28 protein-coding genes are annotated in these 26,297 nt (G+C 61.6%); 14 read left to right on the top strand and 14 right to left on the bottom strand.

The window, feature by feature from the left end; translation table 11 throughout:
* The first annotated feature begins 51 nt into the window (after window positions 1–51).
* Genes trxA through K3762_RS02055 form a run of 3 tightly spaced genes read left to right on the top strand, consistent with a single transcriptional unit; the run spans window position 52 to window position 1,823 of the window.
* Window positions 52–972, top strand: coding sequence for a thioredoxin (gene trxA / locus K3762_RS02045; RefSeq protein WP_132444121.1), 921 nt, complete (start codon window positions 52–54; stop codon window positions 970–972).
* Window positions 973–999: 27 nt separating this feature from the next.
* Window positions 1,000–1,644 carry an LON peptidase substrate-binding domain-containing protein gene (locus tag K3762_RS02050; protein ID WP_067624388.1) on the top strand — a complete coding sequence of 215 codons (645 nt, stop codon included), beginning with the start codon at window positions 1,000–1,002 and terminating at the stop codon, window positions 1,642–1,644.
* Window positions 1,641–1,823 carry a Trm112 family protein gene (locus tag K3762_RS02055; protein WP_132444122.1) on the top strand — a complete coding sequence of 61 codons (183 nt, stop codon included), beginning with the start codon at window positions 1,641–1,643 and terminating at the stop codon, window positions 1,821–1,823. Before K3762_RS02050 ends, K3762_RS02055 begins: the two co-directional genes overlap by 4 nt.
* A gap of 10 nt (window positions 1,824–1,833) precedes the next feature.
* Here K3762_RS02055 and K3762_RS02060 read toward each other — a convergent pair whose 3' ends face one another.
* Entirely contained in the window at window positions 1,834–3,060 is a 1,227-nt protein-coding gene (locus K3762_RS02060; RefSeq protein ID WP_132444123.1) for an FAD-dependent monooxygenase, read from the bottom strand.
* An 85-nt stretch (window positions 3,061–3,145) separates the two neighbouring features.
* Here K3762_RS02060 and K3762_RS02065 point away from each other — a divergent pair, with 85 nt between their 5' ends.
* The 4 genes from K3762_RS02065 to K3762_RS02080 all read left to right on the top strand — a co-directional run bounded on the left by K3762_RS02065 (window position 3,146) and on the right by K3762_RS02080 (window position 9,494).
* Complete coding sequence (locus K3762_RS02065) at window positions 3,146–4,480, top strand: amidase (RefSeq protein WP_260012775.1); 1,335 nt, start codon at window positions 3,146–3,148, stop codon at window positions 4,478–4,480.
* Window positions 4,481–4,600: 120 nt separating this feature from the next.
* A complete protein-coding gene (locus tag K3762_RS02070; protein ID WP_132444124.1) occupies window positions 4,601–5,785 on the top strand; it encodes an aminotransferase class I/II-fold pyridoxal phosphate-dependent enzyme in 1,185 nt (394 codons plus the stop codon).
* A 12-nt stretch (window positions 5,786–5,797) separates the two neighbouring features.
* A complete protein-coding gene (locus K3762_RS02075) occupies window positions 5,798–8,713 on the top strand; it encodes a DNA translocase FtsK (RefSeq protein ID WP_132444125.1) in 2,916 nt (971 codons plus the stop codon).
* 175 nt (window positions 8,714–8,888) lie between these two features.
* Complete coding sequence (locus tag K3762_RS02080; protein ID WP_132444126.1) at window positions 8,889–9,494, top strand: outer membrane lipoprotein carrier protein LolA; 606 nt, start codon at window positions 8,889–8,891, stop codon at window positions 9,492–9,494.
* Between the two features lie 69 nt (window positions 9,495–9,563).
* Here the strand turns inward: K3762_RS02080 and K3762_RS02085 are convergent, their stop codons facing one another.
* On the bottom strand, window positions 9,564–10,154 hold the full coding sequence (locus K3762_RS02085) for a lytic transglycosylase (RefSeq protein ID WP_067631275.1): 591 nt from the start codon (window positions 10,152–10,154) through the stop codon (window positions 9,564–9,566).
* Between the two features lie 306 nt (window positions 10,155–10,460).
* Here K3762_RS02085 and hspQ point away from each other — a divergent pair, with 306 nt between their 5' ends.
* Window positions 10,461–10,787, top strand: coding sequence for a heat shock protein HspQ (gene hspQ, locus K3762_RS02090; RefSeq protein ID WP_067261750.1), 327 nt, complete (start codon window positions 10,461–10,463; stop codon window positions 10,785–10,787).
* Between the two features lie 36 nt (window positions 10,788–10,823).
* Here the strand turns inward: hspQ and K3762_RS02095 are convergent, their stop codons facing one another.
* The 3 genes from K3762_RS02095 to K3762_RS02105 all read right to left on the bottom strand — a co-directional run bounded on the left by K3762_RS02095 (window position 10,824) and on the right by K3762_RS02105 (window position 13,432).
* Window positions 10,824–12,401, bottom strand: a complete 1,578-nt coding sequence (locus tag K3762_RS02095; RefSeq protein WP_260011217.1) for a gamma-glutamyltransferase family protein — start codon at window positions 12,399–12,401, stop codon at window positions 10,824–10,826.
* A 223-nt stretch (window positions 12,402–12,624) separates the two neighbouring features.
* Entirely contained in the window at window positions 12,625–13,089 is a 465-nt protein-coding gene (locus K3762_RS02100; protein WP_260011219.1) for an ATP-binding protein, read from the bottom strand.
* Between the two features lie 4 nt (window positions 13,090–13,093).
* Entirely contained in the window at window positions 13,094–13,432 is a 339-nt protein-coding gene (locus K3762_RS02105; RefSeq protein WP_132444187.1) for an STAS domain-containing protein, read from the bottom strand.
* An 87-nt stretch (window positions 13,433–13,519) separates the two neighbouring features.
* Here K3762_RS02105 and K3762_RS02110 point away from each other — a divergent pair, with 87 nt between their 5' ends.
* The 4 genes from K3762_RS02110 (at window position 13,520) to K3762_RS02125 (ending at window position 16,758) form a co-directional block, all read left to right on the top strand.
* Window positions 13,520–14,692, top strand: coding sequence for an acetyl-CoA C-acyltransferase (locus K3762_RS02110; RefSeq protein ID WP_132444129.1), 1,173 nt, complete (start codon window positions 13,520–13,522; stop codon window positions 14,690–14,692).
* A gap of 73 nt (window positions 14,693–14,765) precedes the next feature.
* Window positions 14,766–15,224, top strand: coding sequence for a GAF domain-containing protein (locus K3762_RS02115; RefSeq protein ID WP_260011222.1), 459 nt, complete (start codon window positions 14,766–14,768; stop codon window positions 15,222–15,224).
* Between the two features lie 48 nt (window positions 15,225–15,272).
* A complete protein-coding gene (locus tag K3762_RS02120) occupies window positions 15,273–15,920 on the top strand; it encodes a pseudouridine synthase (protein WP_120350023.1) in 648 nt (215 codons plus the stop codon).
* 184 nt (window positions 15,921–16,104) lie between these two features.
* Window positions 16,105–16,758, top strand: coding sequence for a peroxiredoxin (locus tag K3762_RS02125; protein ID WP_067937672.1), 654 nt, complete (start codon window positions 16,105–16,107; stop codon window positions 16,756–16,758).
* A gap of 7 nt (window positions 16,759–16,765) precedes the next feature.
* On the opposite strand, the gene K3762_RS02130 is transcribed toward K3762_RS02125, so the two are convergent.
* The 9 genes from K3762_RS02130 to rbfA all read right to left on the bottom strand — a co-directional run bounded on the left by K3762_RS02130 (window position 16,766) and on the right by rbfA (window position 24,942).
* Window positions 16,766–17,518 (bottom strand): glycosyltransferase family 25 protein, encoded by a 753-nt coding sequence (locus K3762_RS02130; protein ID WP_120350024.1) that lies wholly within the window; start codon window positions 17,516–17,518, stop codon window positions 16,766–16,768.
* A gap of 52 nt (window positions 17,519–17,570) precedes the next feature.
* The gene (locus K3762_RS02135; RefSeq protein WP_067624305.1) at window positions 17,571–18,275 is read right to left on the bottom strand and encodes a glycosyltransferase; all 705 of its coding nucleotides are present in this window, start codon (window positions 18,273–18,275) and stop codon (window positions 17,571–17,573) included.
* 61 nt (window positions 18,276–18,336) lie between these two features.
* Window positions 18,337–20,478: a polyribonucleotide nucleotidyltransferase gene (pnp, locus tag K3762_RS02140; protein WP_260011226.1), complete on the bottom strand. Its 2,142-nt coding sequence runs from the start codon at window positions 20,476–20,478 to the stop codon at window positions 18,337–18,339.
* A gap of 278 nt (window positions 20,479–20,756) precedes the next feature.
* Entirely contained in the window at window positions 20,757–21,026 is a 270-nt protein-coding gene (gene rpsO, locus K3762_RS02145; RefSeq protein WP_007118755.1) for a 30S ribosomal protein S15, read from the bottom strand.
* Between the two features lie 168 nt (window positions 21,027–21,194).
* Entirely contained in the window at window positions 21,195–22,091 is an 897-nt protein-coding gene (locus K3762_RS02150) for a calcium-binding protein (RefSeq protein WP_260011227.1), read from the bottom strand.
* A gap of 155 nt (window positions 22,092–22,246) precedes the next feature.
* Window positions 22,247–22,756: a DUF1643 domain-containing protein gene (locus tag K3762_RS02155; protein WP_260012776.1), complete on the bottom strand. Its 510-nt coding sequence runs from the start codon at window positions 22,754–22,756 to the stop codon at window positions 22,247–22,249.
* Between the two features lie 6 nt (window positions 22,757–22,762).
* Entirely contained in the window at window positions 22,763–23,689 is a 927-nt protein-coding gene (truB, locus tag K3762_RS02160; protein ID WP_260011229.1) for a tRNA pseudouridine(55) synthase TruB, read from the bottom strand.
* A gap of 78 nt (window positions 23,690–23,767) precedes the next feature.
* Window positions 23,768–24,514, bottom strand: a complete 747-nt coding sequence (locus K3762_RS02165) for a phosphodiester glycosidase family protein (protein WP_120350030.1) — start codon at window positions 24,512–24,514, stop codon at window positions 23,768–23,770.
* A complete protein-coding gene (gene rbfA, locus K3762_RS02170) occupies window positions 24,511–24,942 on the bottom strand; it encodes a 30S ribosome-binding factor RbfA (protein ID WP_067626238.1) in 432 nt (143 codons plus the stop codon). Before rbfA ends, K3762_RS02165 begins: the two co-directional genes overlap by 4 nt.
* Before the next feature lie 97 nt (window positions 24,943–25,039).
* On the opposite strand from rbfA, the gene dapB reads away from it, so the two are divergent.
* Both dapB and K3762_RS02180 read left to right on the top strand, forming a co-directional pair.
* On the top strand, window positions 25,040–25,858 hold the full coding sequence (gene dapB / locus K3762_RS02175; protein ID WP_132444134.1) for a 4-hydroxy-tetrahydrodipicolinate reductase: 819 nt from the start codon (window positions 25,040–25,042) through the stop codon (window positions 25,856–25,858).
* Between the two features lie 77 nt (window positions 25,859–25,935).
* Window positions 25,936–26,295, top strand: a complete 360-nt coding sequence (locus K3762_RS02180) for a dihydrodipicolinate reductase (protein ID WP_120350032.1) — start codon at window positions 25,936–25,938, stop codon at window positions 26,293–26,295.
* Window positions 26,296–26,297: the final 2 nt, after the last annotated feature.

The raw sequence follows: 26,297 nt of genomic DNA on the forward strand, positions 1-26,297 counted from the left end.
GCGTCCCCGCACGTCCATATAAGGCCAAACGCGATTAGCGAGGATAACAGCATGACCGACCTGAACCTTTCCACCGCCGCCCCTGCGGATGCCGACCTGATCAAGGACACGACCGAGGCGACCTTCATGGCTGACGTGGTCGATGCCTCGCAAACGGTGCCGGTCATCGTTGATTTCTGGGCGCCGTGGTGCGGCCCCTGCAAGACGCTTGGCCCGATGTTGGAGGACGCCGTGCGCGCGGCCAAGGGCGCGGTGAAGATGGTGAAGGTCAATGTCGATGAGGCCCAGAACATTGCGGGCCAATTGCAGATCCAATCGATCCCCACGGTCTATGCCTTTTTCAAAGGCCAGCCGGTCGACGGTTTCCAAGGCGCGCTGCCGCAGTCCGAGATCAAGGCTTTCGTCGACCGCGTGGTAAAGGCGGGGGGCGGCGAAGCCCCCGGTGATACGCTGGCCGATGCCGTCGCCGCCGCCGAAGAGATGCTGGCCGAGGGGGCTGCTGCCGATGCGGCGCAGACCTTTGCCGCAATTCTGGAAGAAGACCCGGTGAACGCGCCTGCCTATGGCGGGATGGTCCGGTCCCATATCGCGATGGGCGAGTTGGAGCAGGCCGAAGCCCTGTTGAACGGCGCGCCGATTGAGATCTCCAAGGCCCCCGAGCTTGAAGCCGCCCATGCCCAATTGCAACTGGCGCATCAGGCCGCCGATGCCGGCCCCGTGGCCGAGTTGACCGAGAAGGTAGAGGCGAACCCCGACGATCATCAGGCGCGGTTCGATCTGGCCCAAGCGCTTTACGCGCATGACGATGCCGAGGCCGCTGTCGATCATCTGCTGGAGCTTTTCCGCCGCGACAGAGAGTGGAACGAGGGCGCCGCCAAGACGCAGCTTTTCACTATCTTCGAAGCGCTGAAACCCAATGATCCGGTGGTGCTGAGCGGGCGTCGTAAACTGTCGTCAATGATATTTGCCTGAGGAGACGGGCGCGCTAAGTCCCTTGTCATGATCAAGCCCGCAGAACTGCCCAAGACTATTGCGATCTTTCCGTTGGCAGGGGCGCTGCTGCTGCCCCGCTCGCGCCTGCCGCTGCATATCTTCGAGCCGCGTTACCTTCAGATGATCGAAGACGCGCTCAAGACTGACACGCGGTTGATTGGCATGGTCCAGCCCAACGAGATGCCCGGCCGCGACGGCAACGGGCTGCACCAGATCGGCTGCGCGGGCCGCATCACCCAGTTTTCCGAGACCGAGGATGGCCGTTATATGGTGACTCTTGGCGGCGTCTCGCGCTTTCGCGTGGTGGAAGAGATTGAAGGCTTTTCCCCCTATCGCCGCTGCGATGTGAACTGGGCGGGCTTTGACCGTGACTTGGGCGAGGATGAGGTCGACGACAGTTTCGACCGGGTGCGGTTTCTTGATCTCTTGGGGCGGTATTTCGACACCCGCGGCCTCTCGGCTGATTGGGACACGTTGAAAGATGCCGAGGATGAGCTGCTGATAAACTCCCTGTCGATGATGTTGGAGTTTGAAGCCGAGGACAAACAGGCGTTGCTAGAGGCGCCTTCGCTGGAAACCCGGCGCGAGACATTGGTGACATTGATCGAATTCGCGATGCGCGGCGGTCAGGAAGAGGGCTTGATGCAATGACGGATGCCACCGTTCAATTCGACCGCCGGATGCTGGAGGCATTGATCTGCCCGCGCACCCAAACCACGCTGACCTATGACGCGGAAAAGCAAGAGCTGGTGTCGAAAGCTGCCGGGCTGTCCTATCCGATCCGCAATGGCATTCCGGTGATGCTGCCGGACGAAGCGCGGACGCTGTAACTGGACCCCGCTAAAGGGGCTTTCCACGCATCAATCGGGGCAAGTCGCCCGTCAGCCCCGCCGCTTCGCGGATGAAGGTCCGGCGCAGGCCGGGCAGGGCGTTGATCGCGGCCATGCCCATGTCGCGGGCCAAGCGCAAAAGTGCATTGTCGTTCGAAAACAGCCGGTTGAAGCTGTCGGTCGCCAGCGCAAGGCTGGCATTGTCGAACCGTCGCCATTCCTGATAGCGCGCCAGTACCGCGTCGTTTCCGGGGTCTTCGCCCCGTCGCACCGCATCGGCAATCACCTCGGCCAAGGCCGCCACATCGCGCAGACCTGCGTTCAATCCCTGACCTGCAATGGGGTGGACCCCATGCGCAGCATCCCCCAAAAGCGCCACACGCGGGGCGGTCATGGAATGCGCAAGTGATAGGCCAAGTGGATAGCTGTAGCGCGGGCCGGTCAGAGAAATCTCACCCAGAAAGCTGCCAAAACGCGGGCGAAGGACGTCGAGATATTGCGCGTTTGGCAGGGCGTTGATCGCGGCGGCATTGGCTTTGGCTTCGCTCCAGACGATGAGCGAGCGGTTACCCGTCAACGGCAGGATTGCCAGCGGGCCGGGCGGCATGAAGAACTGATGCGCGATGCCGTGGTGGGGTTTCTCGTGGTTGACCACACAGACCAATGCGGTTTGTGCATAGGACCATGCGATGCGCTTGATCCCGGCGCGTTCGGCGGTGCCGCTGCCGCGCCCATCGGCCCCGACTGCCAGTCGCGCGCGCAGGGTCTTGCCACCCTCCAGCGTCAGGGTGATGCCTGTCGGCTCTACCGTTTGATCGGTGACGCGGGTGTCGTTCAACATGGTGATCGCCGGATCGGCCGCAACGGCCTTTAGCAAGGCGCGGCGCAGGTGGCGGTCTTCGACCATATGGCCCATCGGGCCGTCTTCGATCTCGGCATGGTCGAAATGCATGAACATGGGCGAGGGGCCGGTTCCGGCGCGCCCATCGGTGACCTTGATCTCAAGCATCGGCTGGGCGTCGCCGGCGATCTCGGGCCAGATGCCGATGCCTTCCATCAACCTGACCGAGGTCAGCGCCAGCGCATAGGCGCGGCCATCGAAGTCGGCATTCTCAAATGTCTGCGCGGGCAGGGCGTCAATCACCGCCACGCGCAAACCCGCGCGGCTGAGGGCCAGAGCAAGGGCAGGGCCGTTCAGCCCGCCGCCGATGATCGCGATATCGTGGTCAAAATCCATGGCCCTAGATATGACCTGCGCGCAGGGATTGTCCATGCGCCGAACGGTCGCTAGGTTCGCCACGAACATCGGCAAGGGGTACGACATGCGGGAATGGTTGGAAATGACGGCAGCGGATCTGGGGCGCGGAATCGCGGCGGGCGATATCGACCCCGTGGCGCTTTGCGATACCTTTCTTGATGCCATCGACGCACATCCGATGCGCGACCGTATCTATGCCCGCGTCACCCCCGAGCGCGCCCGCGCCGAAGCGGCGGCGGCGGCAGAGCGCGGCCGCGACGGCCAGCGCCTGTCGCCCCTCGATGGTGTGCCGATCTCTTGGAAAGACCTTTTTGACACCGCGGGCACGGCGACGGAGGCGGGGACCAAGCTGCTCGAAGGCCGCGTGCCGGAAAGCGACGCCGAAGTCCTCGCCAATGCCACGGCCATGGGGCTGGTCTGTCTGGGCAAAACCCACATGAGCGAATTGGCCTTCTCGGGCCTTGGCCATAATCCCAGCACCGCGACACCGCCCGGCGTGAACGAGCCTGACAGTGTCTCTGGTGGGTCGTCCTCGGGGGCTGCGGCCTCGGTCGCCTTTGGTTTGGCTGCGGCGGCGATTGGGTCTGATACTGGCGGGTCGGTACGTATTCCGGCGGCGTGGAATGATCTGGTCGGGCTTAAAACCACGGCTGGACGGGTCTCCCTCGCCGGGACGGTGCCGCTGGCGGCGAAGTTCGATACGGTCGGCCCGCTTTGCCGATCTGTCGAAGATGCAGCGCTGCTGCTGAGCGTTTTAGAAGGTGCCAAATCTCCCGATTTGCACGAAAGCGATCTCGAAGGTTGTCGTTTTGCGGTGTTGACCAACGTTGTGATGGAAGAGCTTTCCGAAGAGCCAAAGGCGGCTTTCAACGCGGCAGTGGAGCGGTTGCGAGACGCAGGTGCTACTGTCGATGAAATCGCCGTGCCCGAGGTTGAAGAGGCGATGCCGCTGAGTTCTTGTCTCTACACCACCGAAGCCTACGGGTTGTGGCGCGATGTGATCGAGGCCGATCCCGAGGCCATGTTCACTGAAATTCTTGAGCGTTTTCGGTTGGGTAAGGGGTTCTCTGGCCCTGATTACGTCGCCGCTTGGGCTAAGCTTGATCTGGCGCGGGCGGGCTATGACCGGGCCGTGGCGGGCTATGACGCGGTGCTGGTGCCGACCGCGCCGATGCTGCCGCCGAACATCGAGCGGCTGAACAGCGATCACGACTATTACCTCGCGCAGAATCTCCTTTCGCTGCGCAACACGCGAGTCGCGAATCTCATGGGGCTCTGCGCGCTTACGTTGCCAACCGGAGCGCCGTCCTGCGGCATCTCTTTGATGTCCGCCCCCAACGCAGAAGAGCAGCTTTTGCGCCTTGGTGCAGCGGCTGAAGCGGCCCTGCGCGAGGCATAACAGCGCACGACCGAAAAGCCACAAGGGCCGCAAATCTCCCGGTTTTTCTGGACGGGAGAGGCGGCCTTGGGTACCTTGGGGCAAACGGGGCGCAAATGATCCCGATCCGAGGCAGTTTTGATGATGTATTCCGAGCGGTTTTCGAACCTTCCGGCCCACGTGTGGCCGCGCCTGCGTGCCTTGCTTGATGGGCATGAGGGCGGCGGTACGCCTATCCATATGACCATTGGCGAGCCGAAACATGCTTTCCCGGCTTGGGTCACGGATGAGATCACGAAACACGCCGAAGGTTTCAACAGATACCCGCCAAACGACGGCTCGCCCGAATTGCGCGCGGCCATCGCCGCATGGATCGCGCGGCGCTATGGTGTTGAGATGGACCCCGACAATGAAGTGATGGCGCTGAACGGCACGCGCGAGGGGCTATACAATGCCGTCATAGCGCTTTGCCCCGCGACGAAGAATGGGGAGAAATCGGCCATCCTGATGCCGAACCCGTTCTACCAAGTTTATATGATCGGCGCGATTTCCGGAGAAGCAGAGCCCATCATGGTGCCCGCCACGGCGGAGACGGGCCATCTGCCCGATTTCGCCAGCCTGCCCGAAGAGGTGCTGCGCCGCACCACGGCGGCCTATCTTTGCTCGCCCGCCAACCCGCAGGGCGTTGTCGCCTCGCGCGATTATTGGGCCGAACTGATCGCGCTGGCCGAGAAATATGATTTCCTGATCTTCGCCGATGAATGCTATTCCGAGATCTACCGCGACACGCCCCCCACCGGCGCGCTGGAGGTGGTTAAGGAACTCGGCACCGACCGCAACCGGGTGGTGATCTTTCACTCGCTGTCGAAACGCTCCAACCTGCCGGGGCTGCGTTCGGGCTTTGCCGCCAGCGGGGCAGAGACGATGCGCGAGATCAAGCAGCTGCGCAACTACGCGGGCGCGCCATTGCCGCTGCCCTTGCAACAGGCCGCTGCCGCTGTTTGGGCGGATGAGGCGCATGTGGAAGAGAACCGCGCGCTCTACCAAGAGAAATACGCCATCGCCGACCGGATCTTTGGCAATGTGCCGGGCTATGCGAGCCCCGAGGCGGGGTTCTTCTTGTGGCTCCCGGTCGAGGATGACGAGGCCGCAGCGCTGAAACTGTGGCGCGAGACAGGCGTGCGGGTGCTGCCCGGCAGCTATCTGGCGCAGAACGTAGACGGGGTTAATCCCGGTCAGAATTACATTCGGGTCGCCTTGGTGGCCCCAAAAGACGAAACGACGCGCGGGTTGGAAGCGATCCGCGACTGTCTGTATTCGACATAAGCGAGGGACGACATGGCATATCAGACACGGGGACGCGATCCATTGCTAGACAGCAACATGGCCGAGGCAATCGAAAAGCGCGGTCGTGAACTGCTGGGGCTGGCGCTGATCATGCTGGGCATTATGGCCGCCATGATGATCGGCAGCTATACGCCCGACGATCCCAACTGGATGGTCTCGACGGATGCGCCGGTGCAGAACTGGATGGGCCGGATCGGTGCCTCCATCGCTGCACCGTTGTTCATGATCGTTGGCTGGGGCGCTTGGGGCATTGCCATTGTCCTGCTGTTCTGGGGCGGGCGTTTCGCGCTGCATCAGGGCGATGACCGCGCCCTCGGGCGTCTGATCTTTGCCCCTATCGCCGTGGCGCTTGGGGCCATCTATGCCGCGACGCTGGCCCCCGGTCAGGAATGGCTGCTGACCCATAGCTTCGGTCTGGGCGGGCTTTTTGGCGATACCGTCATGGGCGCGCTGCTGACGATCCTGCCCATCGGCTCGACCCTGACGGTCAAGCTGATGTCGCTTTTGATGGGCGTGGCAATCGTGGCTCTTGGTGCCTTTGTACTGGGTTTCACCAAGGCTGAGTTGTTGCGCATCGCGCGGTTCCTGCTGGTCGGTCTGATCATGGCCTATGCCGGGTTGATGACCCTTCTGGGCCGTGGCGCCAGCGGTGCCGTTGTGGCCGCGCAGAACCTGTCGGCCCGTCAGGCCGAACGCCGCGAGCGTCGCCGTCAGGAGGCTGAGGAAGCCGAGACTTGGGCCGCACAGGACGCAAGTCAGGATTACTACGCGCAGCAAGCCCCCATGGCCGAGCCGGAAGCAGAGCCGCGCAGCCTGTTTGGCCGCATGCCCGGTCTTATCAAACGCCCCGAAGCGGACGATATGCCCGAGCCGGAACTGATCGAGACCTACAGCGACGCCATCGTGGATGAGACACCGGGCGAGGAGCGCATCAAGAGCAAGATCGCCGATGTCATCAAGAACCGCGTCCGCAATGCCAATGCGATCCACACGCCCACAACCGCCCCGCTGACCAAAGGCCGGGGCCGTGGACCGGACCCGCTGTTGCTGAACACCAGCCAGCCCGCCACCCTGCGCGCCGAGCCGCCTTTGACCGCCGGCGCCGCGACCTTGCGCCCCGAGCCGCTGCTGCGTAGGCCGCAGGTTCAGCCTGAGCCCACACCGGCACCGATGCACGAAGAGCGGGTGATGCAAGAGTCGATGGTTCAGGGCTACGAGGATACAGTGGCCTCTGAAACCCTACCTTTGCAGCAAGCGCCTGCACCCGAAACGATGAAAATCCCCGTGGCCGAGCCGCGCAAAGTGGTGCAGCAGCCGACCCGCAAGGCCGTCCAACCCTCGAAACAGGCGCAGGTCGAGGCGCAGCCCACCCTGACCTTTGACGACACGCACCCCGGTTTCGAATTGCCGCCGCTCAGCCTTTTGGAAAGCCCCGAAGGCGTGCAGCGTTTGCACCTGAGCGATGAGGCGCTGGAAGAAAACGCGCGCATGCTGGAAACCGTTCTGGATGATTATGGCGTCAAGGGCGAGATCGTCGCCGTGCGCCCCGGCCCCGTCGTCACCATGTATGAGCTTGAGCCTGCGCCGGGTCTCAAGGCCAGCCGCGTCATCGGTCTTGCGGATGACATCGCGCGCTCCATGGCCGCGCTGTCGGCGCGTGTCTCGACCGTACCGGGCCGCAGCGTGATCGGGATCGAACTGCCGAATGAACACCGCGAGAAGGTGATCCTGCGCGAAATCCTGTCGAGTCGTGATTTCGGCGACGGCAACCAGCGCCTGCCGCTGGCGCTTGGTAAGGACATTGGCGGTGATCCGGTTGTCGCCAACCTTGCGAAAATGCCGCACCTGTTGATCGCGGGGACCACCGGTTCGGGTAAATCGGTGGCGATCAACACGATGATCCTGTCGCTGCTGTACAAGCTGACGCCGCAGGAATGCCGGATGATCATGATCGACCCCAAGATGCTGGAACTGTCGGTCTATGACGGCATCCCTCACCTGCTGTCCCCCGTTGTGACCGACCCGAAAAAGGCCGTTGTCGCGCTGAAATGGACCGTCGGAGAGATGGAAGAGCGCTATCGCAAGATGTCCAAAATGGGCGTGCGGAACATCGAAGGCTACAACGGTCGCGTCCGCGAAGCGCTGGCCAAGGGCGAGATGTTCTCTCGCACTGTGCAAACCGGCTTTGACGAAGATACCGGCGAGCCGATCTTTGAGACCGAGGAAAATACCCCCGAGGCGCTGCCCTATATCGTCGTTATCGTAGACGAGATGGCCGACCTGATGATGGTCGCGGGCAAGGAAATCGAAGCCTGCATTCAGCGTCTGGCGCAGATGGCGCGGGCATCGGGTATCCACCTGATCATGGCGACGCAGCGCCCCTCGGTCGATGTTATCACCGGCACGATCAAGGCAAACTTCCCCACGCGGATTTCCTTCCAAGTGACCTCGAAAATCGACAGTCGCACGATCTTGGGTGAAATGGGTGCCGAGCAGCTGCTGGGCATGGGCGACATGCTCTATATGGCCGGCGGGGCCAAGATCACCCGTTGCCACGGCCCCTTCGTCAGCGACGAAGAGGTCGAAGAGATCGTCAACCACCTCAAGCAATTCGGTGAGCCCGACTATGTCGGTGGCGTGGTTGAAGGGCCGTCCGAGGATAAAGAAAGCAACATCGACGCGGTGCTGGGCCTTGGCGGCAATACCGATGGTGAAGACGCGCTTTATGACACCGCCGTTCAGGTGGTCATCAAAGACCGCAAATGCTCGACTTCTTACATCCAGCGCAAACTGGCGATCGGCTATAACAAGGCCGCGCGTTTGGTGGAGCAGATGGAGGAAGAGGGGCTCGTGTCTCCGGCCAACCATGTTGGCAAGCGCGAGATTCTGGTGCCGGAACAGGCATAGGCTACGCGCCCCCTCCCCTCTCGGGGGCGGTCATAAAGAAAACACCGCCGGGCCTCCCTCCCGGCGGTGTTTTTTTATGGGGCAGAGGCCGCGATAGCGAAAAACCGCCCCCTGATATCGAATATCACGCCCACCCGCCCTATGTCAGAACGTGAGGCAACACAGGACGAACAACATGCGTAAACTTACTTCTGCTATTCTGGCGGTTGGTCTGGCCGTATCGGCCCCCCTCGCGGCGGCGGCACAGCAACTGTCGCTGAACGAGATCTCGGGCTATCTGAACCAGCTTCGCACCGCCAAGGGCGACTTCACCCAGATCAACGATGATGGGTCGATCAGCACGGGCACGATCTATATCAAACGCCCCGGTAAGGTACGTTTCGAATATAACGCCCCTGATTCCGGTCTGGTCGTCGCGGGTGCCAATACGGTTGTGATCTATGACAAGAAATCCAACCAACCGGCAGAGACTTACCCGTTGGCGCGCACCCCGCTGTCGATCATCTTGGCGGAAAACGTCAATCTGGGCCGCGCCAAAATGGTGACCGGTCACAGCTATGACGGCACCGCCACCACGGTCACGGCCCAAGACCCCGCCAACCCGCAATATGGCAACATCCAGATGAAGTTCACCGGCAACCCGGTGCAGCTGCGTCAGTGGATCATCAACGACGGCAATGGCAGTGCCACGACCGTTGTGCTGGGTGACATGCAGGTGGGGGGCAATATCTCCAACAGCCTGTTTGACACCGCAGGCGCACGGGCAGGCAGCAAACGCTAAGCGGCCCTGCTGAACAAAAAAAGCCCCGGCTGATCCAGCCGGGGCGTTTTGCATTGGATTAGATCGTTTTTACCAGCGGCCCAAACGGCAGCCGGCGATCTGTCTTTCATACAGTTTGGCGCGGGAATCGACCTTGCCCGCGACCCCGACCAGCCAAGCCTTGCTGTTGTAGCTCTGCCGGGAAAAACCCGTGTGCCCCTCGTGATAGGCGAGGTATTGGTTGCGGGCGTCATGCAGAGACACGCCGTTCCGGTCGCGCGTCAAGTTCATGTACCAGCCCATGAAATCGCTCGCGTCGCGGATCTCATCGCGTTTCGCACGCCAGCGGCCTTCGGATTCCAGATATTCATCCCATGTCGCGTCCAAGGCCTGTGAATAGCCAAAGGCGCTGGACTGGCGGCCCATCGGGATCACGCCCAGCACGTATTTGAACGGCGTCCGCGCGTCAGCCACGAATTTGCTTTCTTGATGGATGGTGGCCATCTGCACGTGGATCGGTACACCCCATTTGCGCTCGGTCGCGCGGAATGCCCTCAGATAGTCGGGGTGCTCTTTCAAGATCGTGCAGGCGTTATCCAGATCACGCGGGGCCGTTTGAGGCCCGCCGCCGCAGGATGCCACCAGCAGTACGATCATCATTGCGCAAAAATGCTTGCTCATCTGCCTCTCGCCTCTCGTTTTTTGTTAGGGGACGTTTTTTCAAAGGACTTTAACCGATTCACCCCCTTCATCACATCACTAAATTGGGAAAATGCGCGCCGCGTTGCGCGATATTGCGCTGACCGCGCAGCCCTGCGCAGGCGGTATTCCGCGAAATCCCGACAAACCTGTTGATCGCCCGCCCGGAGTGCTGCCGGAAACCCACTGTCGGTGCTGCGTTCACAGTCTGTTTCCCCGCGCGGAGCCGCCTTGATTGGACAAAAGCCCCTTGAAAGGGCTACCGTCGAGGGGTAGGGGCAGCATGTTATGATACGTACGCGCGCAAAATATCACCTCGGGCAAATCGTCCGTCACAAGAAGCATCCCTTTCGGGGTGTGATTTTTGACGTCGACCCGGAATTCGCAAATACCGAAGAATGGTATGAGGCGATTCCCGAAGAGAACCGTCCGGTGAAAGACCAGCCGTTCTATCATCTCTTGGCCGAGAATGATCAGAGCTACTATGTGGCCTATGTGTCCGAGCAGAACCTCGTGGCTGATTATTCGGGGGAGCCTGTGGACCACCCCGATATCCCCGATCTTTTCGGCCCCTTCACCGACGGTGCCTATCCGCTGCATTTCCAGATGAACTGAGCCCGGCGGGCCGTCGCTTGCCCGCCGGACATTTCATCAATACCCCAAGGCACAGCCGTCCTTGCGCGGGTCGCTCGCGCCTTCCAGCACGCCATCTTCGCGGATGCGGATCGCCTGTGCGCCGCCGATTGCCGTTTCAGGCACCTCAACCTTATGGCCCAGATCGCTCAAGGTTTGGCGGACGTCGTCGCCAAAGCCGCGTTCGACCTTCATCACTTGCCCATCGGCAAAGGCGCGCGGCGCGTCGATGGCGCTTTGCACGTCCATGCCGAAATCGGTGAGGTTCGAGGCAAAGCGCCCGTGGCCACAGGGCTGATAGGCCCCGCCCATCACGCCAAAGGGCATGGTCACGCGACCGTTTTCGCGGATCATGCCGGGAATGATCGTATGCATCGGGCGTTTGCCGCCTTTCAGCTCATTCGGGTGGCCTTGTTCCAGCGTGAAGCCCGCGCCACGGTTTTGCAGCAGGATGCCGAACTTATCCGACGCGATGCCAGAGCCGAAGCCATGGAAGATCGAATAGATCAGCGAGACCGACATCCCGTCCCCATCCACCACGGTGATATAGATCGTGTCTTTGTGCACCGCCTCGCTGATCGGCGCGGCGGCGGCCATGGCGCGTTTGGGATCGATCAGCGCTGCAAGGGCGCGGGCGGTCTCAGGCGCCAGCATGTGCTCAAGCCGCGTGGTGTGATCCGGGTCCGCCAGAAACCGGTTGCGCGCGTCATAGGCCAGTTTGGTGGCCTCGGCCTCAATATGCAGCCGCTCGGCCCCTAGCGGGTCCATACCGGCGATGTCGAAGTGATCTAGGATATTCATCAGCAGCAGGGCGGTCGCCCCTTGGCCGTTGGGCGGATGTTCGACCACTTCGAGGTCTTTGTAGTGGCCCGACACGGGCGTCGAGGCTTCAGCCCGCGCCGTCGCGAAATCCTCGGCGCTATGGCTGCCACCTGCGGCTTGCAGGGTGGCGATCATGTCTTCGGCGATCTCTCCGGTGTAGAAGGCATCGCGCCCTTTCGCGGCCACGCGACGCAGCACTTCGGCCTGTCCCGGCGCGCGGAAAATATCACCGACGCGGGGCGTTTTACCGTTGATGAGGAAGTGGTCCCGCGCGCGCCCCTGAAGGGTGCCGCCGTCCGTGGTCCAATCAAAAGCCACGCGCGGGGCGATGGGTACCCCGGCGTCGGCATAGTGGATCGCAGGGGCCAGCAACGCGTCCAGCCCCAGCTTGCCGAGGCTGTCGGACAGGTGGCAAAAGGCATCTATGGCGGTGGGAATGGTCACCGCATCGGCTGAGCGCAGCGGCACCGTCTTCTCGCCCTTGTCGCGCAGCTTGGCGGCGTCCAGCGCCGCGGGTGCGCGGCCTGAGCCGTTGAGCGCATGGACTTCTTCGCTCCCCGCTGGAGAGTAGAGCACGAAGCAATCGCCGCCAATCCCGGTCATCTGTGGCTCGCAAATGCCCAGCAGGACCGCCCCGGCAATGGCCGCGTCCATGGCGTTGCCCCCGCGCGCAAGGATATCGACCGCCGCCCGCGCGGCGAGCGGGTGCGACGTGGCGCAGATGCCATTGGTGGCCAAGACCGGTGACCGGCCGGGAAAGTGAAAATCGCGCATGTGCTGTCCCTCGCTGATATATCAGCGTGACCCTAGACGGTCATTTCGGTTCTGCCAATGCGGGGAAAGATCCTCGGCACCGCGTACTGGGTGGGGGCTATTAAACACGGTGCCGAGGGAAGCTATTTGCAGCTACAGGCACTCTTTTGCCCTACAACCAAGGCGCAATTGTGATCCCAGCGGGGCCGTTTTGCGAAATCTGCCTGCTGCACTGCCGCAGGGGTTAACGCGGCGGCAACCCGACCGGGAGCCGCAGGTCGATCCGGTTTTTTTGGGCCAGGCGGCGATAACTTAAGTCCTTTGCCAGATCGCGGATCAGAAACCAGCCAAAGCCCCCTTCGGGAAGATCGCAGACCGGGCGGTCGATCTCTTGCGGCAGGCCCAAGGGCGCTTGCAGGTCGGGCATCGGCAGCCCCTCGTCCGACACGGCAAGGTGCAGGCCATCGGGCGCATGATGACAGGCAATATGGATGGGGCCGGGGAGGTCGGCATCCGAATAGGCATGTTCGACGATATTGTTGAGCATTTCGGCGACGACCAATCGCACCACGCAGACCTCTTCGGCCTCAAGCGCGAGGCAAGTGAGACCGTCCAGCAGAAGCGTCAGAGCCTCCCGCGCGGCGTGGGGGCCGCTGTGAACGGTGATCTCAAACGGGCAAAGCGCAGAGCGCGCGGCGGGTTGCCGCATGGCGCTATCCCCGGTGCGCGATGAGGGCGGCGTCCAGCGTGTGAAAAATGCCAAAGACCGTGTCCATCCGGGTAAGGGTAAAGACCTTTTCCACCGCCGGAGTTAGCCCGGCCAGCACCAAGGCCCGCTGCGGTGCCAAATGTTTCATCGCCGCCACAATCGCGCCCAGCCCGCTGGAATCGATGAAGTTGACCCGGTGCAGGTCAAGGATCACCACCGATGGCGCTTGGGTGGTGGCGCGGCGCACCGCGTCCTTGAACTCCAGCGCGGCGGCGGCGTCGATCCGTTCGTGCAGCACGCTGACCACGCAAAAGCGGTCTTCTGTTTTGGCGGAAACTTCCATAAACATGCCTCGAGACTTTGAAGTTCGAGACGTGATTAACCGTAAAACCTTACCAACTGGTGTGCGGTGCAACTCTAGGAGAACGTGATGCGCAATGTCGTGATAACCGGTGCAGCCAGAACCCCGATGGGCGGTTTTCAAGGGGCTTTCCAAGGGCTGACAGCCGCGGAATTGGGCGGCAGTGCGATCAAGGCGGCGTTGGGGACGACGGACCCCGCCGAAGTGCAGGAGCTGCTGATGGGCTGTGTTTTGCCCGCAGGGCAGGGCCAAGCGCCCGCGCGTCAGGCCGGGTTCAAGGCGGGGCTGGGGGAAGGTGTGCCCGCCACCACGCTCAATAAAATGTGCGGCTCTGGCATGAAAGCGGCGATGATGGCCTTTGACCAAATCGCGCTTGGCCATACCGATGTGATGGTCGCGGGCGGCATGGAGAGCATGACCAACGCGCCCTATGTGCTGCCGAAAATGCGCGGCGGGGCGCGGTTGGGCCATGGGCAGGTGATCGACCATATGTTCCTTGATGGCTTGGAAGACGCCTATGACAAAGGCCGTCTGATGGGCACCTTTGCCGAAGATTGCGCCGAGCGGTTTCAGTTTACCCGTGAGACCCAAGACAACTATGCACTCGCGTCGCTGTCGCGGGCGATTGAGGCCCAAGAGGGCGGTGCCTTTGCCGATGAAATCGCCCCGGTTGAGGTGACATCGCGCAAGGGCAGCACCACGGTCGGCGCGGATGAGCAGCCTGCCAGCGCCCGGCCTGAGAAGATCCCTCAGTTAAAACCAGCCTTCCGTGAGGGGGGTACGGTGACGGCGGCGAATTCCTCGTCGATCTCGGATGGGGCGGCGGCGTTGGTGCTGGCGGATGAGGAGACCGCCAAGACCCGCAGCCAGACCATCCGCGCTCGGATCGTCGGCCATGCCAGCCACGCCCAAGCGCCGGGGCTTTTCACCACCGCACCCGTGCCCGCAGCGCAGAAACTGCTGGAGCGGATCGGCTGGAAAAAAGAAGACGTGGACCTGTGGGAGGTCAATGAAGCCTTCGCCGTGGTGCCGCTGGCCTTCATGCATGAGATGGACCTGTCGCATGACATCGTGAACGTCAACGGCGGCGCCTGTGCGCTTGGCCATCCCATCGGTGCCTCAGGCGCGCGGATCATGGTGACCCTGTTGAACGCACTGGAGAAGCGCGGGTTGAAGCGCGGTATCGCGGCGATCTGCATCGGCGGCGGCGAAGGCACGGCCATCGCGATTGAACGCCCCTGATCCCACGGCTTTTTGACGTATCCAAAGGGGGGCGGGCTGCCTCCCTTTCTCTATCTGCAATATGAGTTTTTCCATGACAGTCGACTACCAAACCCTATCGAAAACCATTGCCGCTCTGACGGAGGGCGAAGACGATGCCGTGGCGCTGATGGCCACCATCGCCTGCGAGGTACATCACGCAGATGACCGGTTCGACTGGACCGGGTTCTACCGTGTCACCGCGCCTGAGCTGCTTAAGATCGGGCCCTATCAAGGCGGACACGGCTGTTTGGTGATCCCGTATTCGCGCGGGGTCTGCGGGGCTGCGGCCCGCACGGGCGAGGTGCAATTGGTGGAAGATGTCGATGCCTTCCCGGGCCATATCGCCTGCGCCTCGTCGACGCGGTCGGAATTGGTGCTGCCGGTCTGGAACTGCGCGGGGGACTTGCTGGGGGTCTTTGATATCGACAGCGACCAGCCCAATGCATTCACCCAAGCGGATGCCGATGCATTGGCCGCGATCCTCAAAGACAGTTTCGCTGCGGTCGCCTGACCGCCACGCGCCGCTTGATCCGCGGGGCGGCATCTGCGAGGGGGAACCATGGATAGCGAATATAACCCGCCGCAGGACCCGCTGGTCATTCTGCATGAAGACGCCGAAGTTTTGCTGGTCGATAAGCCCTCCGGTTTGCTGAGCGTGCCCGGCAAAGGCGAGCATCTGGCCGATTGCCTGATCGCGCGGGTGCAGGCGGTCTTTCCCGAGGCGTTGCTGGTGCATCGGTTGGATCGGGACACCTCGGGCGTGATGATCTTTGCGATGACACCCCATGCACAGCGCCATCTTGGGCTGCAGTTTGAAAAACGCATGACGCGAAAAACCTATGTTGCTCGGGTCTGGGGTGTGCCGGAAGAGAAGTCCGGCACGGTCGATCTGCCGCTGATCGTTGATTGGCCCAATCGTCCGCTGCAGATGGTGTGTCATGAGACCGGCAAGCCCGCGCAGACCGACTGGAAAAAGATCAAGTCCGATGGCGAGACCGCGCGCATGCGCCTGTTCCCCAAAACAGGACGCAGCCACCAGCTGCGCGTGCATATGCTGGCGCTTGGGCATCCTATTCTGGGCGATCCGTTCTATGCCACCGGGCCTGCGCGGGATTTTCCTCGGTTGATGCTGCACAGTGAAGAGTTGCGGTTTAACCATCCGCAGGGCGGGGCATCGACCAAGGTCCGGGCGAAGGCGCCGTTCTGAAGGGCGCTCCGTGCCCAGCCTTTCGATGTGAGGCGGGGGCGGGATCGGTATTTAAGAAAGGATGAAGGAGAAGGGGGCCGTGGCGCTGCGGTGAAGTTTTGCTTTGTGGCAATCGGGGGGTGAAAATGGCGGGGTTTGCGATTACCTCTAGCCTATCTGTTCACAGATTGACCCGGAGGATATCATGGGCTTGCGTATCAACGACACTATTCCCGACCTTACCGTCGAAACCGATCAGGGCAGTTTTTCGCTGCATGAGTTCGTCGGTGACAGCTGGGCGATCCTGTTCTCGCATCCGAAGGATTTCACCCCCGTTTGCACGACCGAATTCGGCGCCGTGGCGCGGCTCTCCGATGAGTGGGAAAAGCGCGGCACCAAGGTGATCGGCGTGAGTGTTGACGGGGTGGAAGAGCATAAAAAGTGGAAGGGCGATATTGAGAAGGTTGCGGGGACGAAGGCCGGTTTCCCGATTATCGCTGACGCAGGGCTCGAGGTATCGAAGGCTTTTGATATGCTGCCCGCCGAAGCCTATATGCCTGATGGCCGCACGCCCAATGACAGTGCCACTGTACGCTCGGTCTTTATCATTTCGCCGGATAAGCAGTTGAAGCTGAGCATGACCTACCCGATGAACGTGGGCCGCAACTTTGCCGAGGTCCTGCGGGCGCTGGATGGGTTGCAGACTGCCGGCAAGAATGGCGTCGCAACGCCGGCGGATTGGCAGGTGGGCGAGGATGTGATCATTCCCGCGACCGTGTCAGACGAGGACGCCAAGGCGAAGTTCGGGGCGTTTGAGACTGTGTTGCCCTATCTGCGTAAGGCCAAGCTGCCGGGTTGATGCGCTGTTAGCGATGGCCGAGCTTATGCGCGAAGGCCATCGCTTTTTCATGCAGCAAGCGGCGCTGTTTGCGCAGGCCATAGAGCGGCGACCGGCGGAATTGTCCCCGATTTCCGCCTGAACGGGCGGAAATGTCACTGTCGAACCGGCCAGCGGTCACGAGGCTTTGGGCGGTTGCCAGCCCCATGTCGGAACGTGTGAGGACTTGTCTTAACATATTGTCTGCGGGGCAGAAAATAGGCTCGGAGGCGGCAAGGAAAGCATTGGCTCCGGCGCGGTTCCAGATCAGCGCATGGGCGAGCATGGGGAAATAGTGGGCGCGGAGCACCTCAATGCCTGCGACCTTGGCCATGGGACTGGTGATCTTCAAGCGCGTTGCGCCTAAGTTGACGCAGTGCCAATCGTCGCGGGCGCGGAGCCATTTTATCAGTTGCGGTACGGCAGTTTTGAAATCAGGCTGCAGGGCGATATCATCTTCGAAAACGAAGCCGATCTCATCGCCGCTTTCTAGAAAGGCCGTGGCGGCGCGCTGGTGGGAGACGTAGCATCCGACCTCACCTTGGGTCATCGAGCGGCCCATGAACCGTCGGGCTTTGCTATCATCATAGGGCGCGAACTGCGCGAGGTCGATTTCACGCCCGTCAAATGCGTCTACGCGGATCGGGTCGACTTGCGCCCCGTCCAGTTCGGCCTTCGCGCTGTCCAGCCGTTGGGGGGAGGCGGCGAGATTGATGACGAATCCCTTGGGGCGCTGCGGCATGGATTTGACCTCATCCCTGTCGGCCCGGGGGACGGCAACAGGTTCTTACGGGTTAAACTTTGGGGGTGGGTCGACCGCGCAGCCAGTTTTTGAATCGTTTGAAGGCGGAAGGCGGTTTGTGGGCGACGCTGACAAACCCGATGTGCTGGCAAGCGCCGGGTTTCAGAAAGGCCGTGAATTTACCCTGTTTGCGCAGGTGACGCGAAATATGGCTTTCACGTTTGAAACCGCTGAAGCCGCCAACCTCTTTCCAGAGGGAGAGGGGGGCAAGATGCGGGTTGAACGTATAGCCATACCATTTAGGGCTGAGAGCATCCATGCGCGCGTAGGAGACGCCTGCACAGTCCTCCTTGACGATCTGGGCGCGGGCCGCGTCTTCGATGAAGAAGTTATCGGTGTCGCGGAAACAGACCGAGGAAACATCGGGATGTGCCTCTAGCAGGCGCAGGGCGTCATCTAAAAAATCGTGGCGGGTGAATTCCCAGTCGTCTTCCATGTGAAAGACATAAGGCGTGCGCACCTTGGCATACATGGCGTCAACGGCGGGGTGGTGTCCGACCTGTTTGCCCAGATCAATGCGTTGGCCGTGGGGGCAGAGACGGTCGAAGACCGCGCTTGTTTCGGCATCGCCAAAGTCGTTGATGCCAATGATGGGGAGCTTACGCAGTTCCGGGCCGAGGCTTTCGAGCGTTTGTTGCAGGACATCAGGGCGCAGCCCCATGGTGATGCAAATCGTGACCAGATTCTCTGCGCTCATGTCTTGTACTGCCCTGCGGGAAAAACTGCGGACCCCGGTGAGGGTCCGCAGCAGGTTTTAATCAACCTTCTGCCGGTTCTTTCTTCTCGGCAGCGACTTCTTCACCAGTCTCCTGATCGACAACTTTCATCGACAGGCGCACCTTGCCGCGATCGTCAAAGCCCAAAAGCTTCACTTTTACTTCCTGACCTTCCTTCAGAACGTCCGAAGGGTGGTTCAGGCGGCGGTTTTCAATCTGGGACACGTGGACCAGACCGTCGCGCTTGCCAAAGAAGTTCACGAAAGCGCCGAAATCGACGATCTTGACCACGGTGCCGGTGTAGACGGCGCCCTCTTCGGGCTCTGCCACGATCGAATAGATCATGTCGTAGGCCTTTTTGATGGCGTCGCCATTGGCGCTGGCGATCTTGATGATGCCTTCGTCGTTGATGTCGACCTTGGCGCCAGAGACTTCGACGATCTCGCGGATCACCTTGCCGCCGGACCCGATCACTTCACGGATCTTGTCGGTGGGGATCTGCATGGTCTCGATGCGCGGTGCGTGCACGGAGAAGTCCGCTGCGCCGGAGATCGCTTTGTTCATCTCGCCAAGGATGTGGATACGGCCTTCTTTGGCCTGAGCCAAGGCTTTTTCCATGATCTCGGGCGTGATGCCTGCGACCTTGATGTCCATCTGCAACGAGGTGATGCCCGCTTCGGTACCGGCCACTTTGAAGTCCATGTCGCCGAGGTGGTCTTCGTCACCCAGGATGTCCGACAGGATCGCGTAGGAGCCGTCATCTTCGAGGATCAGGCCCATCGCCACACCGGCCACAGCCGATTTCAGCGGCACGCCCGCGTCCATCATGGACAGCGAACCACCACAGACCGATGCCATCGACGAGGAGCCGTTGGATTCGGTGATCTCGGACACGAGACGGATGGTGTAGGGGAAGTCTGTCGCTGCGGGCAGAACCGCCTGCAAGGCACGCCAAGCAAGCTTACCGTGGCCGACTTCGCGACGGCCGGGAGGGCCCACGCGACCAACTTCACCAACCGAATAGGGAGGGAAGTTATAGTGCAGCAGGAAGTTCGATTTGAAGTTGCCGTGCAGCGCGTCGATGAACTGCTCATCGTCGCCGGTGCCGAGCGTGGTCACGACGAGGCCTTGCGTTTCACCACGGGTGAAGAGCGCCGAACCGTGGGTCCGCGGCAGGATGCCGGTTTCGGCCACGATGTCGCGGATTTCGTCGGTGCGACGACCGTCGATACGCTTGCCGGTTTTCACCACGTCGCCACGCAGGATGCTGGCCTCAAGGCCCTTCATCGCGGAGCCGAGGTTTTTGTCCTCAAGCTGCTCTTCGGTGAGCTTGCCTTTGATTGTCTCGCGAGCGGCGGCAACAGCGGCGGTGCGCTCTTGCTTGTCGGCAATGGCGAATGCAGCGCGCATTTCGTCTTCACCGGCGGCTTTTACAGCGGCGGACAGCTCAGAGTAATCATCGGGCTGGAAGTCGAACGGCTCTTTCGCGGCGTCTTCGGCCAGATCAATGATCAGGTCGATAACCGGCTGGATTTGCTCGTGGGCGAATTTCACCGCACCCAGCATTTCCTCTTCCGACAGCTCATAGGCTTCGGATTCGACCATCATAACGGCGTCTTTGGTGCCGGCGACAACCAGATCGAGGCGCTGCTCGGGGTTCAGGCGCAGGTCCTGCATGTCGTCGATTGTTGGGTTCAGGATGTAATCGCCATCCTCATAGCCCACGCGGCAGCCAGCGATCGGGCCACGGAACGGCGCGCCGGAAATCGTCAGCGCGGCGGAAGCGGCGATCATGGCGACCATATCGGGGTCGTTGACCAGATCGTGGCTCAGCACGGTGCACATCACCAGAACTTCGTTTTTGAAGCCGGGGACAAAGAGCGGGCGGATCGGACGGTCGATCAGACGCGCGGTCAGGGTCTCTTTCTCGGTGGGGCGGGCCTCACGCTTGAAGAAGCCACCCGGTACTTTACCGGCGGCATAATATTTCTCTTGGTAGTGCACGGTCAGGGGGAAGAAGTCCTGGCCCGGCTTTTGCTGACGTGCGTACGTCACGTTGGCCATAACGCTGGTTTCCCCCAGCGTGGCAATCACCGACCCGTCCGCCTGACGGGCAACCTTACCGGTTTCCAGTGTCAGCGTCTCTTCGCCCCACTGGATCGATTTTTTCGTTACATTAAACATCTACGTTTCCTTTTTGGCCCATTGGCCATTGCATAGGGGCCGTATTGCCCCTGACTCCGGTATCTTCTTTTTCAGGCGCAGGAGTCCGCGCGCCGGATTTCAGATTGCGCGGACATACAGGTTTTCAAGGCAAATGGGAAGCGTTCTATCGTGGCAGAGCTATAAGCGGCGGGTTCTTTCCGCTGCGCTATCGTGCAGGCTGCGCGCACAAAAAAACCTCCCGGCGCGGGCCGGGAGGTTTTAGTAGTCCTGTCACCGGGTAACCCGGTGGCGTGCGCTTAGCGGCGCAGGCCCAGACGCTTGATGAGGTCCTGATAACGGGCGTCATCTTTGGCCTTAACGTAATCCAGCAGCTTGCGGCGCGTCGCGACCATTTTCAAAAGACCACGGCGGCCGTGGTTGTCTTTTTTGTGGGTCTTGAAGTGCTCGGTCAGCGTGACGATGCGCGAGGTCAGAATGGCAACCTGTACTTCGGGCGAACCTGTGTCGCCTTCTTTGGTGCCGAAATCTTTCATGACTTTTGCTTTTTCTTCAGCAGTAATCGACATCGGGGTCTCCTTTCGAAAAGAGTTTAAATGGATGGCGCAGGCCGGGATGTCGTCCAGCTCAGGCCCATGGAGATATCACCCGCTGACGGAATCAGCAGGCGATGGGGGCGTATAGGGCGAATTTGCGCCTTTGGCAAAGGGTGATTTGTGCGGCGGCGGTTGCATGCGTCACGCGGCAGGAACAAGTGCAAGGGCCGCGCTGAGCGGGATCAGAGCAATATCTTCCAGCGCGACACTATCTCCGGCGACCCGCGCGACGATGATGTCATCCAGCAGGACGAGCGTCTGGTTCGGTTGGTCGGGATCGGGAAGGATGGAAAGGGGCGGCTCTGACCCGGTGGCGGTGCTGTCATCCCAGACAAACAAAAGCGAATCATTCTGTGCGTGATAGTCCATGATCTGTGCCGCGCCCTGCTCGGTAATCCAATCCCCCAAAACAATTTGATCCGTACCTTCGCCTGACGTCACAACGTCCTGCGCGCCTGCGACAATCAGGTCATCCCCGCCGCCGCCATTAAGGTAGTCGCGGCTTTGCAGGTCATCCGCTCCGGTCAGCGTATCGTCGCCCCAGCCGCCAAAGAGCGTATCCTCGCCCGCGCCGCCGCGCAGCGCATCATCGCCAAGCCCGCCTTGGAGTGCGTCGTTTCCTGCGTCGCCATTCAGCAGGTCATCACCCGCAGAGCCTTGCAGCGCGTCATCACCCGCGCCGCCATAGAGAAAGTCATCGCCATTGTGGCCAAAAAGGCTGTCGTTGCCCGCGCCGCCGAAAAGGTCATCATCACCGTCATTGCCGTGCAGGCTGTCGTTACCTTCGTCGCCGTGCAGCGTGTCATTGCCGTCATGGCCGTGCAGATCATCATTGCCAGCAGCACCATTCAGCAGATCATTCCCGCCGTAGCCGCCAAGTTGGTCCTCGCCGCTACCGCCCTGCACCGCCTCACCGGCATCGCTGCCGGTAAGGATGTCCCCCAAAGTAGCGCTGCCGCCGCGCGGGGTGTCGGCTTCAGGCGTATCATCCTCTGACGGTGTTTCGATTTCCACAAATGTGACAGCGCCAACCGCCATTAATCCCATCATTCCAGCCAGCCACAGCATCCGCAGTTCCACCGTTCATTGCCTAATGCCCTACACATCATCCCACCCTTAAAAGGCCATGGCGCGGCTTTAAAATCAAAGGAATAGACGGAGAATGGTTAACGCGTGGTTGCTAGCGCAGTGCGCTAGGGCTGCCACAAAACCGGCTCCTGGGTATAGGGCAGGTAAAGCGGATGGCGCGGGTGGCCAGCTTTGGAGAGACCAAGGTGGTAAAGCGGTTTATCCCCCCGCGCCAACCGAGCGGCGACGGCCAAACCCCGGTCCAGATGTGCGCCATGCACGCCCCAAGCGGCGATGATCCGGTCAGCCCAACCGGCCCCCTCGATAAGCGTGGCGTCATTCTCGGGGCCGATGGGATCAACCGCCGCGCGCATGTCGCGCGGATCGGTGGCGCGGAAGGCAAAGATATTGGTCACCCGGAAACCGCCAAAGCCCAGCACCCGCGCCCGGCGCTCGCAACGCTCGACGGTGGGATCGTTCTGCACCTCGGTCGCGGTGGAGGGGTTCAGCATGACAAACATCACCCGCGGCGCAGCGTTGTCCCAGATCCGTGTGAGGCTGTAGCGATACTGCTCACAAGGGGAATAGACCGCCGTCGAGGGCGCATCGCCCTTGGTATGGCTGCGGGTGATCAGGGCCATTCAGCCCTCGTTCTTGTCCGAAGATAGGTTGAACACCCGGCTGGGGTGCAATTCGCCTGCTTTGAAGCGGCCCACGGCGACGGGCTGACCATCGAGCGAGGCCCAGCATTCATCGCCGTATTCCACGTCATGGGCGATTACCATGCCGGGGTTGCCGTTGCGCAGGCGCGTCGCGCCTTCGGGGGTGGCTTTGACCTCGGGCAACTCAACCAATCCTTCGGCGAGCGGCAGCAGATGCGTGTCGAGTTCTGGCGTGCGGGCGATCTCGTCGATCTGTGCCAGTGTTAGGGCATTTGCCGCCTCAAACGGGCCAGACCACGTGCGACGCAGCTCGCGGACGTGGCCAAGGCAGCCAAGCTTCTGCCCCAGATCGCGGGCGATGGAGCGGACATAGCCGCCCTTGCCGCAGACCATCTCAAGCGTGACGTGATCGGCGTCGGGCCGGTCGAGCAGCAGCAGGCTTTCCACCCAAAGCGGGCGGGCGGCGATCTCCATTTCTTCGCCATCGCGAGCGCGTTTATAGGCGCGCTGGCCGTCGATCTTCACCGCTGAGAACTGCGGCGGCACCTGCTGGATGTCCCCGATGAAGTCGCTCAGCGCGTCCTTGATGGCTGCATCGTCGGGGCGCAGATCAGAGGTGCCGATCACTTCGCCTTCGGCATCGTCGGTGTTGGTGGCAATGCCCAGACGCACGGTGAACTCATAGGCTTTCAGCGCGTCGGTGATATAGGGCACGGTTTTGGTCGCTTCGCCCAAGGCGATGGCCAGAACGCCGGTCGCTTCGGGGTCCAGCGTGCCCGCGTGGCCCGCCTTTTTGGCCTCCAGCGCCCAGCGGACCTTGTTGACCACGGCGGTCGATGTCGGCCCGGCGGGTTTGTCCACCACCAGCCAGCCTGAAATATCGCGACCCTTGCGTTTGCGTGCCATGTCTTGCCCCTTCGCCTTTGTGGTGCTGCCCTCTAACGGAGCCATGCCGCGCTGCCCAGCCCCCAAGCAGGGAAAAGGTCACTTTGCAGGCGTGACGATGCCGACGATCGGCCCCAGCGTGGTGAACCCCGCCCCGGTGCGGCGCAATCCCGGCGCCCGCAGACGCGAGATATTGCCGTCGAAATACAGCGCGTTAGGCAGGTCCAGCTCATCCCGGTAGAGCCGGGCAAACTCATGAAAGGTGACCACGTCATTGGAAATCGCAAAGACCGCGCGTTTGCCATCGGTGCTGGTACCAACCCCATTGCGGATATAGCGCGAGGTGCTGTCGGGCAAAAACCGCGGATGCAAAGCGCCATCGATTACCAACATCGGGCCGGATTGCGTGGCAAAGCGGCAGGCGGGCCTGTTCCTAAGATAGCGCTTGGTCTCGATCACATCGGCGCGGCCATCGCGCAGGCAGAAGACGCCATTGGGCAGCAGGCCAAAGTTGCCGGGCCCTGCGCTGTCGATCACGCCGCGCGCCTCGACACCCTCTTCGATGTAATGTCCGACCGGAGAGCGATCCTCGTGGTACATGCCCGCGTTCATCGCAAAGCCGAGCCGCAAGCCCTGCGCCTTCAAGGCCTCATCAAGCGAGCCGAAGAACCCATAGGGCGCGCCTGCGTCATCGTTGAGAAAGAGCCGCAGATCGTCACGCTCCAGATCGACCTCGCAAACGGTGTAGGAGCTGCCGTCGAACGTGATGTTGCGGCATTCAGCAGCGTCCGAAGGCGTGCCTTTCAGCGCGATCAGCGCCATTGCGATCAGACCGGCGCGGATCACTGATCCGGCGCGCTGTCTGCAGCGTCATCGTCTGGCGCGTCCGCATCGCGGCGCACCACATCTTGGTTCAGCATCCGGCGCGTGTCGTCCATCCGGTCGAATGTCCGATCCAATTGGAACCGCAGATCAGGAGAGAACTTGAGCGTGAGTTTCTTAGCCACTTGCCGGCGCAATTCGTTCTTATTGCGCGCCAGCAGTTTGAGCACCTCATCCTGACCTTCACCGCCCAGCGGCAGCACATAGGCCGTTGCGATCTTGAGATCAGGAGAGATGCGCACCTCGCCCACGGTGATCGACAGCCGGTTGAGATCGGTGTCATGCACGTCCCCACGTGCGAGAACATCAGACAAGGCGCGGCGGACGGTTTCGCCCACGCGGAGTTGTCGTTGCGACGGGCCTGCGCCCTCATGAAACTTGTTCTTTGCCATGAACCCCATCTAAGGCTTCGGTTGCACTTTGCCAAGCGCTCGCCGACGGGCTAAACCAGCCGAGCCATTCATGCCCCCGAACCGCAGGAGTTACCTCATGACACAGACCCCCGGCATCGCCGTTACAGGCGCCTCTGGCCGCATGGGCCAAATGTTGATCCGTGAGATCACCGCCAGCGAGAAGATGCATCTGGCCGCAGCGGTAGAGCGGACGGGTCATGATTGGGTGGGGCGCGATGTGGGCGAGGCGATGGGTGGTGCGGCGCTGGGCGTCACCGTGACCGATGATGCCGCTGAGGCGTTTGCCAAGGTGCAGGCCGTGATCGACTTCACCGCGCCCCAAGCCACGATCGCCTTTGCCGCTGCGGCTGCGAAGGCCGGGATCGTGCATGTCATCGGCACCACCGGGATGACCGATGAGGAAATCGCGCAGCTTGCCCCAGCCGCCGAACAGGGGGCCATCATCATCCGTGCAGGCAATATGAGCCTTGGCGTGAACCTGCTGACACAGCTCACCCGTCAGGTCGCCGCTGCACTGGACGTGGATTACGACATTGAGATCATCGAATCGCACCACAACCAGAAAGTCGATGCCCCCTCTGGCACGGCTCTGATGCTGGGCGAAGCCGCCGCCGAAGGGCGCGGCGTAAAGCTGGCTGATGTGTCAGACCGGGGCCGCGATGGGATCACCGGCGCGCGGCAGCAGGGCGATATCGGTTTCACCGCGATCCGGGGCGGTGACATCGTGGGGGAGCATGACGTGATGTTCGCCGCCGCCGGGGAGCGGATCATCCTGCGCCACATCGCGTCTGACCGCGCCCTTTTCGCGCGCGGCGCGCTGAAGGCCGCGCTTTGGGGGCAGGGGCAGACGCCGGGCGAATATGACATGCTTGATGTGCTGGGCCTGAAACGCTGAACCAGATGCAGATTATCTGAAACTTTACCTCTTTTGCTTACGTGAATGCCAAAGGCAATTCACCAAGGGAGGTTTCGATGAGGATTACCTTTGCACTCGCCGCGACTGCGGTGCTGGCGCTAAGTGGCCTGCCCGCGGCGGCGGAGTATGCCCGTATTCAGAGCAAGTCAGATTTTGTCGCGGCAGTGAATGGCAAAAGGCTGACCCGTCCGCTCGTCAATCTGCAGGTGACCCCCGGCGGGGCCATCGCTGGCAAGGGGGCCGCTTGGCAGATCACCGGCAGTTGGTCGTGGAAAGACGGCTATTTCTGCCGCACGCTGGTTTGGGGCGGCAAGGATTTGGGCTATAATTGCCAAGTCGTGATGCGCGATGGCGCGAAACTCCGCTTCACCTCTGACAAGGGTGCGGGCGAGTCGGCGGTGCTGACCCTGCGCTAAGG

Origin of the sequence: Sulfitobacter sp. W074, assembly GCF_025142275.1 — a bacterium.
Lineage (GTDB): Bacteria > Pseudomonadota > Alphaproteobacteria > Rhodobacterales > Rhodobacteraceae > Sulfitobacter > Sulfitobacter profundi.

What these genes read in the sequence shown, in the direction of transcription:
- trxA (WP_132444121.1), top strand. Translation starts at nt 52, where the DNA reads ATGACCGACCTGAACCTTTCCACCGCCGCCCCTGCGGATGCCGACCTG.
- K3762_RS02050 (WP_067624388.1), top strand. Translation starts at nt 1,000, where the DNA reads ATGATCAAGCCCGCAGAACTGCCCAAGACTATTGCGATCTTTCCGTTG.
- K3762_RS02055 (WP_132444122.1), top strand. Translation starts at nt 1,641, where the DNA reads ATGACGGATGCCACCGTTCAATTCGACCGCCGGATGCTGGAGGCATTG.
- K3762_RS02060 (WP_132444123.1), bottom strand. Translation starts at nt 3,060, where the DNA reads ATGGATTTTGACCACGATATCGCGATCATCGGCGGCGGGCTGAACGGC.
- K3762_RS02065 (WP_260012775.1), top strand. Translation starts at nt 3,146, where the DNA reads ATGCGGGAATGGTTGGAAATGACGGCAGCGGATCTGGGGCGCGGAATC.
- K3762_RS02070 (WP_132444124.1), top strand. Translation starts at nt 4,601, where the DNA reads ATGATGTATTCCGAGCGGTTTTCGAACCTTCCGGCCCACGTGTGGCCG.
- K3762_RS02075 (WP_132444125.1), top strand. Translation starts at nt 5,798, where the DNA reads ATGGCATATCAGACACGGGGACGCGATCCATTGCTAGACAGCAACATG.
- K3762_RS02080 (WP_132444126.1), top strand. Translation starts at nt 8,889, where the DNA reads ATGCGTAAACTTACTTCTGCTATTCTGGCGGTTGGTCTGGCCGTATCG.
- K3762_RS02085 (WP_067631275.1), bottom strand. Translation starts at nt 10,154, where the DNA reads ATGAGCAAGCATTTTTGCGCAATGATGATCGTACTGCTGGTGGCATCC.
- hspQ (WP_067261750.1), top strand. Translation starts at nt 10,461, where the DNA reads ATGATACGTACGCGCGCAAAATATCACCTCGGGCAAATCGTCCGTCAC.
- K3762_RS02095 (WP_260011217.1), bottom strand. Translation starts at nt 12,401, where the DNA reads ATGCGCGATTTTCACTTTCCCGGCCGGTCACCGGTCTTGGCCACCAAT.
- K3762_RS02100 (WP_260011219.1), bottom strand. Translation starts at nt 13,089, where the DNA reads ATGCGGCAACCCGCCGCGCGCTCTGCGCTTTGCCCGTTTGAGATCACC.
- K3762_RS02105 (WP_132444187.1), bottom strand. Translation starts at nt 13,432, where the DNA reads ATGGAAGTTTCCGCCAAAACAGAAGACCGCTTTTGCGTGGTCAGCGTG.
- K3762_RS02110 (WP_132444129.1), top strand. Translation starts at nt 13,520, where the DNA reads ATGCGCAATGTCGTGATAACCGGTGCAGCCAGAACCCCGATGGGCGGT.
- K3762_RS02115 (WP_260011222.1), top strand. Translation starts at nt 14,766, where the DNA reads ATGACAGTCGACTACCAAACCCTATCGAAAACCATTGCCGCTCTGACG.
- K3762_RS02120 (WP_120350023.1), top strand. Translation starts at nt 15,273, where the DNA reads ATGGATAGCGAATATAACCCGCCGCAGGACCCGCTGGTCATTCTGCAT.
- K3762_RS02125 (WP_067937672.1), top strand. Translation starts at nt 16,105, where the DNA reads ATGGGCTTGCGTATCAACGACACTATTCCCGACCTTACCGTCGAAACC.
- K3762_RS02130 (WP_120350024.1), bottom strand. Translation starts at nt 17,518, where the DNA reads ATGCCGCAGCGCCCCAAGGGATTCGTCATCAATCTCGCCGCCTCCCCC.
- K3762_RS02135 (WP_067624305.1), bottom strand. Translation starts at nt 18,275, where the DNA reads ATGAGCGCAGAGAATCTGGTCACGATTTGCATCACCATGGGGCTGCGC.
- pnp (WP_260011226.1), bottom strand. Translation starts at nt 20,478, where the DNA reads ATGTTTAATGTAACGAAAAAATCGATCCAGTGGGGCGAAGAGACGCTG.
- rpsO (WP_007118755.1), bottom strand. Translation starts at nt 21,026, where the DNA reads ATGTCGATTACTGCTGAAGAAAAAGCAAAAGTCATGAAAGATTTCGGC.
- K3762_RS02150 (WP_260011227.1), bottom strand. Translation starts at nt 22,091, where the DNA reads ATGGCGGTTGGCGCTGTCACATTTGTGGAAATCGAAACACCGTCAGAG.
- truB (WP_260011229.1), bottom strand. Translation starts at nt 23,689, where the DNA reads ATGGCACGCAAACGCAAGGGTCGCGATATTTCAGGCTGGCTGGTGGTG.
- rbfA (WP_067626238.1), bottom strand. Translation starts at nt 24,942, where the DNA reads ATGGCAAAGAACAAGTTTCATGAGGGCGCAGGCCCGTCGCAACGACAA.
- dapB (WP_132444134.1), top strand. Translation starts at nt 25,040, where the DNA reads ATGACACAGACCCCCGGCATCGCCGTTACAGGCGCCTCTGGCCGCATG.
- K3762_RS02180 (WP_120350032.1), top strand. Translation starts at nt 25,936, where the DNA reads ATGAGGATTACCTTTGCACTCGCCGCGACTGCGGTGCTGGCGCTAAGT.